Origin of the sequence: Flavobacterium sp. (assembly GCF_965277525.1) — a bacterium.
Classification (GTDB): Bacteria; Bacteroidota; Bacteroidia; order Flavobacteriales; family Flavobacteriaceae; genus Flavobacterium.
In genome coordinates this window covers 124,141-138,669 of the sequence record NZ_CBDIDC010000014.1, presented here as the reverse complement: position 1 = coordinate 138,669, position 14,529 = coordinate 124,141, and the positions used below count along the sequence as shown (strand labels likewise).

Genomic DNA, 14,529 nt, shown 5'->3' with positions numbered 1-14,529 from the left:
TTTTTTGTCCTGTTCTTTGAGTGGAAGAAATCGTTTATACTGGATAATCTTTGCTGAGTTTCTAGTGCAATCTCTCCTTGTGCGTCGAGATGACAAAAAAAACAAACTCTATTAAAGTAAAAATTCCAAATACTAAAACTTCTAAAAGCTTTGGAATTTGGAATTTTTTTATGTTTTGGAATTTAAAGAATTATCTGCTCCATTCAGCAATACTGTCTTTATTTAGTTTTACATAATCCTGATTATTAGCCGCTTCAGCAGCAGCAAGTGATGCTTTTGCCGTTTCGATAGCGCCTTTTTTGTCTCCTTGCTTGGCTTGAATCTGTGCTTTTAATCTTAGGATAAAGTATGGTTTCTCAGTACTCATATCTAATGATTTATCTACATAAGTTCTGGCAGTTTCGATATTTCCGTTGGATTGAAACAAATAAGTAGCTGCAGCAAAATAATCATTCGAAGTTGGTCCTGCTAATGTTTTTTCGATACTTGCAGTAGCGATTTTTGCAGTTGGAACTTCAAATTTTAAAGCTACATGAGAGTTTTCCCAAGCCATATCCAAGTATCCAAAATTTGGATCTAAACCATTAATTCCAATGGTAAAAGTCTCTAATGGTGTCGGTAAGGCATCTTCTTTTACAGTAGTTCTTAAAGCTACATATGAATCACTCCAGTTTTCAGGCAATCCCCAGTTGTCTGTCGAAAGGTAAAAAATTACTTCCCAGCTTTCGATTTTAGGAATGGTATAAATTGCATATTTTCCTTTTTTTAATGTTTTACCATCGATTACTACATCGTCACTAAAGTTAATGATCGTGTTTTCATTTGCTCCGGTTCTCCATAATTTACCAAACGGCACTAAATTTCCGAATACCGCCCTTCCTCTGGCGCCTGGTCTTGAATAGGTCACTTCAACATCAGTTAATCCAACGGTTTGTTTGATGTATCCTTTAGGGCTCGCTTGCGGAGTTTTTATTTGTGCTTCTGTAGCAAAAGGAGCCAGAATAATGGCTAATGCAATAAGTAGTTTTTTCATTTTGAGTTTATTTGTTTGTTCAAATTTACAAATTCAATTAGCGAACAAATGTTAAATTTTCTATAATTCAGCCCTTTAACTGTGATATTTTTTGAGCGTTTAATTCGCTAAAATGATTGATAATCAAATCCGCTTCTGATAAATCCTGCATCTTAGAATGAAGACTGTTGTATCCTATACAAAAGATCCCTGCTGCTTTTGCCGCCTTTACACCATTAGTACTGTCTTCAATGATAATACAATTCTCTTTTGGAGCAATCGACAATGAAGCGGCGTGTAAAAAAATGGCCGGATTAGGTTTTGATTGCGGAAAATCTTCACCACTAACGATGTCAGTAAAATACTGATGCAAATTGAATCTTGTAAAAACACGATCAATGGTCACTTTTGAAGCTGACGACGCTAAAATTAATTGTATTCCGTTAGCGTATAAATCCTTAATTAAATCTTCTACTCCTTCCAATAAATACAAATCTTCTTTGGTATCGAAGGCATCATTAAAAATACTTCTTTTTCTTTGTATCAAATCTTCTACTTCGTGTTCTATCGTTGGAAAAAATCCCTTTAAGGTCTGAAATGTATTACGGGTCGAAAATCCGGTAAACGAAGTGTACATTTCTTCGGTTACTGTAATATCTAATTCTGAAAATTGTTTGTAATAAGCATAACGGTGAACTGGTTCAGTGTCTACAATTACACCATCCATATCAAAAATTACTGTTTTTATCATTCTTTTTAAGTTAGTAAGATTCTGAGTTGCTAATGCTCTAAGTTTTTTAGCTGATAAAGTTGTAAGATTCTAAGTCGCTAAGCTTTTGTTTCGGTTTTTCTGCCTGACTTAACTTTGGTAAAGTTGTTCAGGAATTATTTTTAGTTGCAAACTTAGCAACTTCGGTCCTTAGCATCTTAGTCAATCTGTCTATTCCTTCTTCAGCAAATGTCTAATCACGGTTTCAGCAGCATGCAGGCCAAATAATCCCGGCATATAACTGTTTGTTCCGTAAAATGATTTTTTGAAATTTTTCCCGTCAGTTAGTTTTAAGCTTTTTTCGTCCTGGATTTCTGAGGAAAAAACTACCTTTAATTTGTTTATTTTTTCTGCTTTTAAGCGCTTTCTGATTGCTTTCGAAAAGTAACAGTTTATGGTTTTAGAGATGTCTGTCACTTTTACTTTAGAAGCCAGCATTTTTCCACCAGCGCCCATGCTGCTAATGATTTTTACTCTTTTACGTTTTGCTCCAATGATTAAATTTAACTTTGGAGTTATACTGTCAATACAATCCAAAACATAATCAAAATCAGCAGAAACAATCTCAAAAGCTCTTTCCGGAGATAAAAATTCCTGTACACGCGTAAGCTTCAATTCCGGATTAATATCCATTAATCGATCTCCTACTATGGTAATTTTTGGCTGTCCAACAGTAGAGTGCAAAGCAGGTAATTGTCTGTTAATATTTGTAATGTCTACTACATCGCCATCTACAATGGTCATGTTCCCTACTCCTGCTCTCGCCAAAAACTCAGCTGCAAATGATCCAACTCCTCCTAAACCTACTACCAAAACATTAGAGTTTTGCAGGTTTTGTAATCCTTCTTTTGTAAATAAAAGCTCGGCTCTTTCTGTCCACTCTGCCATATCTTCTTTATTATTTTTGTTTGTTTTAAAATTTTGTTTCAGGTTTCAGGTTTGAAGTTCCAATTCTTACTTTTTTCTTTTACTTATTACTTTTATCCTTAAATAATACTTCAAAATTACTTGAAATAATCCCTTGTAATTCCTTCATTGCTATATTCTTATAATCAGATGCTTTGCTGTAAACCTCCTCAATTCCTTCTTCGATTGTATCAGTTTCGAGAAAGAATCTATTGTTTGGAACGTTCTCAAAGACGGTTTTTAAATCTGGATTTCTTAGTAAATATTTTCCAAACGAAATGTAAAATCCTGCCGTAATGAGCTGATGCGCAATTTGACTATTTTTTGAAAAACCGTGAATTACCATCGGGACCGTAACTTTCATCTTCTTCTTAATGGCAATTACTTCCTGATAAGCGGCAACACAATGTATAACCACTGGTTTTTTGTATTTTTCGGCCAAAGCCAATTGTTTTTCAAAAACTATGATTTGTAGTGCTAAAGGAATTTCAATTCGTTTGTCTAAACCACATTCTCCAATTGCTAAACAACTTTTGGTTTGTAATTTATCTTCTATGATTTTCAAATCTTCATCAATTCTGTCTTCCTGAATATACCACGGATGAATTCCAATAGAATAATACGGAAGTGAAGCATCAAATTCTTGCGGATATTGATTGACCATTTCCAAAATATTGGATTGATTCGTAAATTGATGGGTATGAAAATTAAAGAATTCCATTAATGAAATGTTTTTACCCCTGCTTTAATTGCTACATTCAAGTCATTTTCTAAAGGAACAAGCGGACAAGAGTATTTATGGTTATAAGCGCAATACGGATTGTAAGCCTGATTAAAATCAATTGCAATAGTATTTCCCTTCGGAATTTTTAAGTCGATGTATCTTCCCCCTATATAACTTTCTTTACCAGAAGTCAAATCGGAGAAAGGTAAAAATAAATGATCTTTATATTCCGCTGTTTTTGAAAGTTCAATATTTCGATATACATTCAATTTTAAAGCAACACCGTCCAAAGTAAAATATAATGTTCCGTACTTAATGTATTTTGGAGTTCTTGTTCCGGTTGTTTTCATCTCAAAAACCTTTTCATTTTTTGCTTTTTCAAATTTGGCAACCACAAAATATTCAGCATTTATAGGATAAAAATCTAAACTTTTAAATGTTTTTAAATCTTCTTCCATTAAAGGACTAGTCTTAGCATCAGCATATTCACTATTAATTGTCTTTTGAAATTTTTCAGTTTCTTTTTGATCAAATTTATTTTGACTGAAACAGAAATTAACGATTAGCAATACTAAAAAAGCAATAATATTTTTCATCTTGGAAATTTTGAGCAAAAATAGTTTAAAAGTAACAAAGCAGCAACCGCTCATCCGTACAAAGTTTCCTAACTTTGTTGCAAATAACTTATTTATAATGCTCAAAACCGCTTTTCGTCACTACATCAATAATTTTAAAGGATTCTCAAGAGAAATTTGGATACTTGCTATAGTTACTTTTATTAATCGTGCCGGTACCATGGTACTTCCTTTTTTGTCAAAATATTTAAAAGAAGATCTTCAGTTTACTTATAACCAAGTGGGCTGGATTATGGTGGCATTTGGTCTGGGTTCAATGTTAGGTTCCTGGCTGGGCGGAAAATTATCTGATAAAATTGGTTTTTATAAAATCATGATTTTTAGTTTGTTCACCAGTGGGGTCTCCCTTTTCTTCATACAATACGTTACTTCTTTTTGGGCATTATGCATGGCGATGTTTTTCTTAATGGTTATTGCTGATATGTTTCGTCCGGCTATGTTTGTTTCGTTGGGCGCTTATGCCAAACCCGAAAACAGAACAAGAGCCTTGACCTTGGTGCGTTTGGCAGTAAATCTTGGCTTTGCTGCCGGACCGGCTTTAGGTGGTTTGATTATTATGGGAATTGGTTATTCAGGTTTGTTCTGGATTGATGGCGCATCCTGTATTGTTTCGATTTCGATTTTTGCTTTATTAGTTAAGGAAAAGAAAAAAGTTGTTCATGACGATAAAAAAGAGAGTGCTCTAAATACTAAATCTGTTTTTCATGATAAAATCTTTTGGGTTTTCTTATTTGTGAGTTTTGTAACCGCTATGATTTTCTTTCAGCTTTTTACAACTTTACCTTTATATCATAATGAGAAGTTTGGCCTGACCGAATTTCAAACGGGTTTATTAATGACTTTAAACGGACTTTTAATCTTTGCTTTGGAAATGCCAACGGTTGGTTTTATGGAGAGAAAAGGTTTTCCTAAAATAAGAATTATTATTCTGGGATCCTTTATAATGGCTTCCAGTTTCTTTTTATTGCTAATAAATGTTTGGGCCGGAATACTGGTGATTAGTATGGTTTGCATTTCGATTGGCGAGATTTTAACCTTTCCGTTCTCTAATGCTTTTGCTTTAAGCCGGGCACCAAAAGGTCAGGAAGGTCGTTATATGGCGCTTTATACGATGAGTTTTAGCCTGGCTCATATCGTAAGTTCAAAAGTTGGATTCGAAATTATTTCCCGATTCGGTTATCAAATCAATTGGTTCTTTATGGCTATTATTGGGGTTATGGCAACGCTTTGTTGCTTCTGGATTAAGAAAGCATTGCTACGGGAAAAAATCTCTTAAATACTAAATTTAAATTACTTTCTAAATTTTACCGCAAAGTTCGCAAAGCTATATCAACTATAGCTTTGCGAACTTTGCGGTAAATTTTTTTTTATCATCATTTCAACCTTTAAATTAAACAGTTAAGAATGGATTTTCTGCGCCTTAAAAGTAATTCAAACGTGTTTTTTAGTTAAATAACTATTTTTATAGTTGTGTAACTAAAAAAATAGTTGTAGGTTTGAATTAAAATTACAAAACATGCAAAAGCTAACAAACAAAGAAGAGGAAATTATGCACATTTTATGGAGGCTAAAAAAAGCATTCGTAAAAGAAGTTCAGGCAGAGATAACTGAAGATCAGCCACATTATAATACATTATCGACTATTATACGAAACCTTGAAGAGAAAGGTTTTGTTGGTCACAATGCATTTGGAAACACGCACCAGTATTATCCTGTAATTACTTTAGAGACCTACAGTAAGAAGTATATGAATACTGCAATTGAAAACTATTTTAATAGTTCTTATAAAAATATGGTTTCTTTTTTTGCTAAAGAAGAAAAAATTTCCGCGGCAGAATTACGTGAAATTTTAGCTATGATTGAAAATCCAAAAGAAGAAAAATAATCATCTATGGAAGCACTTTTCGTATTTATCGCAAAATCCAGTGGACTAATAGTTTTGTTTTATTGTGCTTATTATTTTCTATTGCGAAAAGAGACATTCTTTGATAGCAACAGATGGTTTTTATTGGCTGGTTTATTTACTTCAATAATTTTACCTTTTATAGTTTACACTAAGACTATCTGGATAACTCCTGCGCCAATGGAGGATTTCGGTCTTTCTCAACTTACTGTCAATCAACCACTAGAAGACTCCTTTAAAATCAATTGGAGTTTTATAACACTAGCGGTTTACAACATTGGCCTTCTGTTTTTTGTGTTTAAATTTCTAATGGATTTTAAAAGTTTAAATGCTGTTTTAAGAGGAAAGAAAATACAACAAAAAGCTGACTTTAAGTTTATAGATACCAGGGACAACATTGCTCCTTTCTGTTACTTTGATTATATCGTATACAATTCATCATTCTATACCAAGTCAGAATTAGAAAGTATTATTGAGCATGAAAAAGTGCATAGCGAACAAAATCACACGGCAGACGTTTTAATAGTAAGATTATTCTGTGTTTTGTTTTGGTTCAACCCAATTATCTGGTTGTTCAAAAAAGCCGTTTTGCAAAATCTTGAATTTATTGCAGACCATAAAGCTTCACAAAAAATATCAGATAAAAAAGCCTATCAATACACGCTTTTAAAAATAACAACACATGAAAATTGTGTTGCCATTAGCAATCATTTTTATCAATCATTAATCAAAAAACGAATCATTATGTTAAACAAAAACCAATCAAAAAAGAGAAATTACTGGAAGTTTTATGCCGTAATTCCAGCACTTGTAGTCTTTATGTTTTTATTTCAGGTGGAAGTAATTGCAAAAGATAAAGTATTGGCAGCAAAAGAATTTTCAGATAAAATTAAATCTGTTGATCTTTACAAAATCAAAAAGAATTCTACAGACACTGAATTAAAAGAAATCAAAGAGAGATTAAAAACAATTCATAATATTGACTTTGAAGCTTCTGACATAAAAAGAAATACCGAAAGCGATCTTATATCAATTAAAATTAATATCAAAAACGGCAATCAGGAAACACAATCAATTCAGACAGGAGGACATCAAACCATCAAAGATTTCGGGATAGTCGTTACAACAGACAAAGACGGTGGCAAAGAAGTTGGTTTTCAAACAGGTAATGGGACGGATGAAAATCAAAAGAATGCAACTCACAAAAAGCTAAAAACAGTCATAACTACAAGTAAGAACACTAATTCAATTACTACAAAAACCAATTCTAATTCTGATAACAATGTTAAATCTAATTCTAATACTAATGAAAATGTTAGTGCAAACACTGGTACAACTAATGTCAATACTGATGTAAGTACAAATGTCGATAGTTCTGTTACTGTAAGTGTGAATGATAATGCTAAAGCAGGAACGATAGTTGAGATATCTTCTAAAAAATCAGGATCTCAGAAAAATTTAGAACAATTAGTAATTGTAGATGGTGTTGTTGTCAATGACAAAATAACAACTGATGATCTTCAGGAACTAAATATAAAAAGCATGGATGTTTATAAAGGAATTGACGCAATTGTAAAGTATGGCGAGCAAGGAAAAAATGGTGTTATTATAATTGAAACCAGAAAATAATTCATTGGGCAAAACTAGAGTTATGAAAAAACTGATTAATTAAAGAAGAAGAAATAATCCGAATTTTATGGAAGCACTTTTTATTTTTATTGCAAAATCGAGCGCATTGTTAGTATTGTTTTATTGTGCTTATTATCTTTTATTGCACAAAGAAACCTTCTTTAATAGTAACAGATGGTTTTTATTAGCCGGTTTAGTTACTTCAGTGGTTTTGCCTTTTATAGTTTATACTAAAGTAGTTTGGATTGATCCGGCACCTGTTAATGTTTTAAATACAAATGCGATTTCCCCGCTAAACAATTCTCAGGTTTCTTTGCGCCATATTATCGAAAAAGAGTCTTTTGATATTAATTGGAATTACGTACTTCTCGCTATTTATACTATCGGTTTTTTAATCTTACTCATAAAATTTGCTATTGATTTCTATAGTCTGAATTCCGTTTTAAAAGGCAAAGAAATACAACAACAGGCTGATTTTAAATTTGTTGACATTAAAGAAAATATTGCTCCTTTTTCTTATTTTGAATATATCGTTTACAACTCATCAATGTTTACGGACTCAGAATTAGAAAATATTATCGAACACGAAAAAGTGCATAGTGATCAGTATCATACTGTAGATGTCTTAATCTCAAGGGTATTTTGTGTATTATTCTGGTTTAATCCAATCATGTGGCTGTATAAAAAAGCGATCCTGCAAAACCTTGAATTTATTGCAGATAATGAAGCTGCCAAAAAAATATCAGACAAAAAAGCCTATCAATACACGCTTTTAAAAATAACAACACATGAAAGTTGTGTTGCCATCACCAATCATTTTTATCAATCATTAATCAAAAAACGAATTGTCATGTTAAGCAAAAATCAATCAAAAAAACGAAATTATTGGAAATATTACGCTGTAATTCCGGCACTTATTGCTTTTGTGCTATTGTTTCAAATTAATACAATAGCTCAGCAAAAAGAAACAAAAGAACGTAAAGAAGTTGTCGAAAAAGAAGATCAAATTGATGTTTACAAAATCAAAAAAACGACAACAGATCAGGAATTAAAAGAAATAGCTGAAAAATTAAAGAAAAATCACAATATTGATATTGCTGTATCTGAGGTAAAAAGAAATTCAGCGAATGAATTGATCGCTATTAAAGTTGATATTAAAAAAAGCGCTGGACAAGTACAAAGTTTTCATATTGAAGGAGATAAAGCTATTGAAAATTGTGGTATTGTCGTTTCAACTGAAGATAATGGTTCTAAAAAGATCAATTTATTTACAGATGGTGACGTTGATAAACCAATGGTTGTGGCAAATCGCGTTATAGAAGTAAGTGAAACAAATAATCCTGATGTTCGTACAGTACCTGTGGCCCCTCCTACACCACCAACTCTTCCAGTATTTCCTTCTGGTCCGATGCCACAGGCGCCTAATGCTGATATGTCTAAAATGCCAAAGCCTCCTGTAGCACCAGCAAATCATAAAGATAAAGTGGCAATGGCCAAGTTTGAAAAGGAAATCGCGGAATTTGAAAAAAAGAGGGAGGCTTTTCAACCGGATATGTCAGCCTATGAGAAACAGATAGAAGAAATTATGTCACAAAGAGAAGTTGTATACGAGAAAGAGATGGCAAAATATGAACTTGCGATGGAGAAATTTAATGCCGACATGGAGCAAAAGTATGGTAAAGACTCCAAAGAATATCAGCTGAATATGAGGCAGTATGAAATAAATATGAAACAACATGAAAAAGATATGAAACAGCAGGAGAAAGATATGAAGCTTCATGAAAGAGAACTGAAGAGAATGGAGAGAGATTGCAGAAAGTCTTAATTTTAAATGCATTATAAACCTCATAGATGAAAAAATATTTCTTAGTCGCGTCATTCGTATTTATATGTAATTTGTCGTTTAGTCAAAAAAATGACAAAAAATTAATGGAACAGAAAATTGATAATTACATCGAAGAAGTAATCAAAATAAATGAAATTCCCGGAGTCGCCTTAGCGGTCATTAAAGATGGAAAAATTATTTATGAAAAATATTTCGGAAAAGCTTCTCTGGAGGAAAATAAAGCAGTGGATAAAAACACTGCTTTTAAAGTTTTCTCCACAACAAAACTAATAACAAATGTTGGGATTTTTCAGCTAATAGAGAAAGGTAAATTGTCATTAGAAGACCCTGTTTCTAAATATCTTGATAATCTGCCTAATGAATGGCAGGGAATTAAAGTTAAAAATCTATTATCGCATTCTTCCGGTCTACCTAATATTATAATGTTTCCAGATATTCCGATTACATTGCCATTCGATCAAAAAATAACAATACTCTCGCAAAAACCAATGGAGTTCGTAACTGGAAATGAGTACAATTATAATCAAACCAATTATTTATTTCTGACTAAAATCATTGAGAAAATAACGGGTCAGACTTTTGAAGATTACATTTTACAAAATCAATTTCCGTCTATAAAATCAGGTGCTTATTTTTCGTCAAATTTTGGAGAGACTGTCCCTAATAGTGCGCCGAGATACAATTATAGTACTGAAACTAAAAAATATATAAAAAACACTTCGAATTTCGGATTAGATGCACATTCTGCCAATGGTTTAAATATCACATTACAAAACTTTATTCTCTGGAATCAAAATCTGGATAATGATTTTTATATCAAAAAAGAAACTAAATATGCGATGTGGGAACCATTCCCGTTTGCCAACAAAACAGATCGCTTTGCTTACGGTTGGGAAATTGTTCCTGTAAATAAAATTCTTTCTTATGGCTTTACAGGTGGAAATGAAACTGCTTTTAGAAAATTTCCCGATAACAAATTAACAATTATATTTTTATCAAATGGACATAAATATTCTGGTTTGTATGTTCAGAGTCAAGTAATAAATCATGTTGCTGCCATTATAGATAAAGCATTAACAGACGATTACTATCTTGCTGGCGAGAAAATAAATCAAGACTTTTTGAAACTCGAAATCACAAAAGCAAAACAAAATTATTTGGATGTAAAAAAGAGCCGTCCAGATTGGGATTTTGAATATCGATTAAATGTTATTGGTTATACTTTGATGGATTACGGAAGACTAAAGGATGGTATCGAAGTTTTGGAATTAAATGCAATTGAAAATCCAAAATCCGCAAATGCATTTGACAGTCTGGCTGATGGTCATTTTAGAAACAATCAGCTCGAAATTTCAAAAGAAAATTATAAAAAATCATTAGAACTCAAACCGGATAATTCTAATGCAAAAGAAATGCTTGAAAAAATAGAAAAGGCTTTAACTAAAAAGTCGTAAATCAATCTCCGGTAATAACTTCTAATTCAAAAAAGACTTTCCCTAATCGCAAAGTCTTTTTTTTATATCTTTGGTAAAAATTAATCTGCCATGTATAAAATTTTAGCTAAAATAAATAAATTTCTTTTACCAAGTTTTACAAGGCAAGGTTTGGATATTTCGAAAGCAAAAAAATGGCAAATGGCTATTATTGGTTATCGTGCGTTTGTTACAAAACGTGCTTTAGAATAATTTAAAGTTTCTTTATAAATAGTTGACTTTCATTTCAACAACGCTTAAAAAAATAAGAAATGTTTCTTTCCTAATCATTTCTTATGATTTCATTTCAAATTTCTCATGAAAAATAAAGAATTCAATATACCGCCTATTTATGCGGTACTTCTGGCTATTATTAGTGTACAATGCGGAGCAGCGATCGCTAAAAGCTTGTTTCCTGCCATTGGAGCTGCAGGAACGGCTTCGATACGAATTGGTGTTTCGGCAATAATTTTATTAATAGCTTACAGGCCAAACCTAAAAGCAATAACACCTGAACAATGGAAAATAGTTGTGCCTTATGGTTTATCATTAGGTGCTATGAATTTGATTTTTTATTTAGCGATAGAAAGAATACCTATTGGGTTAGCTGTGACACTTGAATTTATTGGGCCATTAGTAGTGGCTATTATTGGTTCTAGACGTTTAGTTGATTATTGCTGGGTGATACTAGCTGCTATCGGAATCACCTTAATCGCTCCCTGGACAAATAACAATGTAAATGCACTGGGGATTTTATTTGCTCTTTTGGCTGGAGGGCTTTGGGCAGCTTATATTGTTTTAGGTGGAAAGATTTCTCAAATCATGAATGGCGGTCAGGCCGTATCAACCGGAATGTTGTTTGCAGCAATTTTAATTCTGCCTTTTGGTTTTTACGAAAATGGCTTAGCAAATCTTACTCCTAAACTTTTAGGGATGGGTATCGCATTGGCGCTATTGTCAAGTGCTATTCCGTTTACTCTTGAGATGAAAGCCCTGGGTGAACTCCCTCCCCGAACTTTTAGTATTTTAATGAGTTTAGAACCTGCGGCAGCTTCTATTTGTGCTTTTGTATTTTTACAGGAACACCTGAATTTTTATGAGATTTTGGCTGTGGTTTGTGTTGTTATTGCTTCTGTCGGATCAACTTTAACTGCTAAGAGATAATTTTTTATAAAATTGATTAAACAAAAAAAGTCCTGTAAATACAGGACTTTTTTTGTAAAATTATATTGCTATTATTTCTTTGGCAATAATACTGTATCAACTACATGAATTACACCATTAGACTGATTTACATCTGCAATAGTAACTTTAGCTTTATTACCGCTTTCGTCGCTGATGTATAAATCTTTTCCTTTCATCCAGGCGGTTAAAGTACCTCCGCTAACAGTTTTAAAAGTTGCTTTTCCTTTTCCGGCTTTAATAGCTTTAGCAATATCTGATGAATTTAATTTACCAGCAACAACATGATAAGTCAGGATTGTTTGCAACATTTTTTTGTTTTCAGGTTTCAATAATGTTTCAACAGTTCCGGCAGGTAATTTAGCAAACGCTTCATTTGTAGGGGCAAAAACGGTAAATGGGCCTTTACCTTCTAAAGTTTCAACTAACCCGGCAGCTTTTACAGCAGCTACTAATGTAGTATGGTCTTTTGAATTTACGGCATTTTCAATAATATTTTTGTTTGGGTACATTGCGGCTCCACCAACCATTACGGTTTTTTGTGCAAATGATGTAAATCCAAATCCTAATGCTAAGATTGCTACGGCTAAAAATTTTCTAGTTTTCATGATTAAATATTTTTAAGTTATAAGCTCATTTACGGAGTAATAATTGTTTTGGTTTTACTAAATATGTAAAAAAGATTAAAAAAAGATAAAAGATCCTCAAATAAGTCTGTAAAACAAGGCTTTAATCCTTAAAATTATTTTTGATTATTTTTAAAATCAGAATGACTTTAGTCTTTTTATTATCACTAATTTTAAGTATAAAATTCAATTTTAATGGAAAATCAAAACCAAGCCGATCAAGGAACAAAACATATAATTCAAAGTTTATTGGTAAATGTGGCCATCGCCGTATCAAAAGGATTTGCGGCATTTATGACCGGATCCGGTGCAATGCTGGCTGAAACAATTCACTCTACAGCAGATTGCGCCAATCAGCTTTTGCTTCTGCTTGGTGTAAAACAAGCCAAAAAAGATGCCGATTCAGAACATCCGTTTGGATATGGAAAATCCGTTTATTTCTGGTCGTTTATGGTGGCTATGCTGCTGTTTTCTATTGGGGGAATGTTTTCCGTTTATGAAGGCGTACACAAGTATAACAATCCCGAACCCGTTCATAATATTGGCTGGGCGATTGGAATTATTCTTTTTTCTATTGTAATGGAAGGTTATGCCATGATATCTAACATTATAGAAATTCGAAAACGTAAAAAATTAATTTCCTTTTTTCGCTACCTGCACGTTACAAAAGACAGCGATTTGATCATTATTTTTGGGGAAAATGCAGCAGCTGTTTTGGGGTTGTTTTTGGCCTTAATTGCGCTGTTGGTATCACATTATACAGGCGACAGCCGTTATGATGCCATCGGTTCTCTTTGCATCGGAATCGTGTTGATTGCTGTTGCGATCTTTCTGGCAAGTGAAGTAAAATCATTATTGATTGGAGAAAGTGCCGATCCTGAAATCTTAGAAATTATACAGGAGATTGCTAAAGCAGAAAATAAAATCGCCGAAGTTTTAAACTGCAGAACTGTTCAGCAAGGTCCCGGAGAAGTTTTAGTTTGTATCAAAATAAAAATTGTTCCTGATCTCACTACTCAAAGTATTAGTTTGTTAATCAATGCTTTTGAAGATAAACTACGTACAAAACGTCCAGATGTAAAATGGCTTTATATTGAACCAGATTTTCAGGAATGGAAAACAATTTAGAATTTTTCAACCATAGCTATTTTTTATTTTTTATATTTATTTAACATTTTAGCATAAAGTAATGCAATTATATTCTTAATTCATCTAAAAGACATTCGTTATGACATCAAATACAAATGATAGAAAAGTAAGAAGTAAAAAGCTAAGTACAAGAGTTGATTTAACCGCAATGGTGAGTGTTTCTTTTTTATTGATCATCTTTTTTATGGTGACAATTGAGTTGGCGAAACCTAAAGTGGCGGATTTAAGTTTGCCTGATAATGAATGGACTTGTATTAGGGCTTATTCAGGTTGCGGAACAGAAAGAAGAGTTATGACTATTTTGTTAGGAAGCGACAATAGATTAGTCTCTTACCTAGGTATTTTAGAAATTCCATTAGTTCCTCCAAAAGAGATAAATTATGGCAAAAATGGTATTCGTCAGGAATTGTTTGCTAGAAATAAGTCTATGCTTCAATATTCAGCAAATGTAGGTAAGCCAGGTAACGGAATTATTGTCATTATAAAACCCAGTAAAGAATGTAATTATAAAAATTTAATAGATATTTTAGACGAAATGACTATCGCGAAAATTGATACTTACGCTATTGTCAATGAGTTTAGTCCCGAAGAATCGAAATTACTTGCCGCTAAATAATTTCGTTATCCCATGGTTGAAACCACGGGCTATATGAAAAGACAACAAAACAAGAAAATC

At 32.6% G+C, this 14,529-nt stretch carries 15 protein-coding genes; 9 read left to right on the top strand and 6 right to left on the bottom strand.

The annotated features are described in order from the left end of the window. Nucleotides 1-190: 190 nt before the first annotated feature. From ACQY44_RS24735 to ACQY44_RS24715, 5 genes are all read right to left on the bottom strand, one after another. Complete coding sequence (locus tag ACQY44_RS24735; protein WP_428232943.1) at nt 191-1,033, bottom strand: DUF2911 domain-containing protein; 843 nt, start codon at nt 1,031-1,033, stop codon at nt 191-193. Nucleotides 1,034-1,100: 67 nt separating this feature from the next. Continuing rightward, nucleotides 1,101-1,763, bottom strand: a complete 663-nt coding sequence (locus ACQY44_RS24730) for an HAD family hydrolase (protein ID WP_428232942.1) — start codon at nt 1,761-1,763, stop codon at nt 1,101-1,103. A 189-nt stretch (nt 1,764-1,952) separates the two neighbouring features. Beyond that, nucleotides 1,953-2,669 (bottom strand): tRNA threonylcarbamoyladenosine dehydratase, encoded by a 717-nt coding sequence (locus ACQY44_RS24725; RefSeq protein ID WP_428232941.1) that lies wholly within the window; start codon nt 2,667-2,669, stop codon nt 1,953-1,955. 79 nt (nt 2,670-2,748) lie between these two features. Then, nucleotides 2,749-3,408 (bottom strand): TatD family hydrolase, encoded by a 660-nt coding sequence (locus tag ACQY44_RS24720; protein ID WP_428232940.1) that lies wholly within the window; start codon nt 3,406-3,408, stop codon nt 2,749-2,751. Then, the gene (locus ACQY44_RS24715; RefSeq protein WP_428232939.1) at nt 3,408-4,007 is read right to left on the bottom strand and encodes a DUF1684 domain-containing protein; all 600 of its coding nucleotides are present in this window, start codon (nt 4,005-4,007) and stop codon (nt 3,408-3,410) included. The genes ACQY44_RS24720 and ACQY44_RS24715 overlap by 1 nt, the downstream gene beginning before the upstream one ends. Before the next feature lie 97 nt (nt 4,008-4,104). Here ACQY44_RS24715 and ACQY44_RS24710 point away from each other — a divergent pair, with 97 nt between their 5' ends. The 7 genes from ACQY44_RS24710 to ACQY44_RS24680 all read left to right on the top strand — a co-directional run bounded on the left by ACQY44_RS24710 (nt 4,105) and on the right by ACQY44_RS24680 (nt 12,060). After that, nucleotides 4,105-5,322 (top strand): MDR family MFS transporter, encoded by a 1,218-nt coding sequence (locus ACQY44_RS24710; RefSeq protein ID WP_428232938.1) that lies wholly within the window; start codon nt 4,105-4,107, stop codon nt 5,320-5,322. A gap of 240 nt (nt 5,323-5,562) precedes the next feature. Continuing rightward, nucleotides 5,563-5,931, top strand: coding sequence for a BlaI/MecI/CopY family transcriptional regulator (locus ACQY44_RS24705; RefSeq protein ID WP_428232937.1), 369 nt, complete (start codon nt 5,563-5,565; stop codon nt 5,929-5,931). Nucleotides 5,932-5,937: 6 nt separating this feature from the next. Then, entirely contained in the window at nt 5,938-7,578 is a 1,641-nt protein-coding gene (locus tag ACQY44_RS24700; protein WP_428232936.1) for a M56 family metallopeptidase, read from the top strand. A gap of 67 nt (nt 7,579-7,645) precedes the next feature. Further along, entirely contained in the window at nt 7,646-9,403 is a 1,758-nt protein-coding gene (locus tag ACQY44_RS24695; protein ID WP_428232935.1) for a M56 family metallopeptidase, read from the top strand. A gap of 104 nt (nt 9,404-9,507) precedes the next feature. Next, nucleotides 9,508-10,878: a serine hydrolase gene (locus tag ACQY44_RS24690; RefSeq protein WP_428232934.1), complete on the top strand. Its 1,371-nt coding sequence runs from the start codon at nt 9,508-9,510 to the stop codon at nt 10,876-10,878. 90 nt (nt 10,879-10,968) lie between these two features. Further along, a complete protein-coding gene (locus tag ACQY44_RS24685; protein ID WP_428232933.1) occupies nt 10,969-11,109 on the top strand; it encodes an SsrA-binding protein in 141 nt (46 codons plus the stop codon). 105 nt (nt 11,110-11,214) lie between these two features. Next, nucleotides 11,215-12,060: an EamA family transporter gene (locus ACQY44_RS24680; RefSeq protein ID WP_428232932.1), complete on the top strand. Its 846-nt coding sequence runs from the start codon at nt 11,215-11,217 to the stop codon at nt 12,058-12,060. A gap of 71 nt (nt 12,061-12,131) precedes the next feature. On the opposite strand, the gene ACQY44_RS24675 is transcribed toward ACQY44_RS24680, so the two are convergent. Continuing rightward, a complete protein-coding gene (locus ACQY44_RS24675; RefSeq protein ID WP_428232931.1) occupies nt 12,132-12,686 on the bottom strand; it encodes a fasciclin domain-containing protein in 555 nt (184 codons plus the stop codon). A gap of 213 nt (nt 12,687-12,899) precedes the next feature. Here ACQY44_RS24675 and ACQY44_RS24670 point away from each other — a divergent pair, with 213 nt between their 5' ends. Both ACQY44_RS24670 and ACQY44_RS24665 read left to right on the top strand, forming a co-directional pair. Beyond that, nucleotides 12,900-13,832 (top strand): cation diffusion facilitator family transporter, encoded by a 933-nt coding sequence (locus tag ACQY44_RS24670; RefSeq protein WP_428232930.1) that lies wholly within the window; start codon nt 12,900-12,902, stop codon nt 13,830-13,832. Nucleotides 13,833-13,932: 100 nt separating this feature from the next. After that, entirely contained in the window at nt 13,933-14,469 is a 537-nt protein-coding gene (locus tag ACQY44_RS24665; protein WP_428232929.1) for an ExbD/TolR family protein, read from the top strand. Nucleotides 14,470-14,529: the final 60 nt, after the last annotated feature.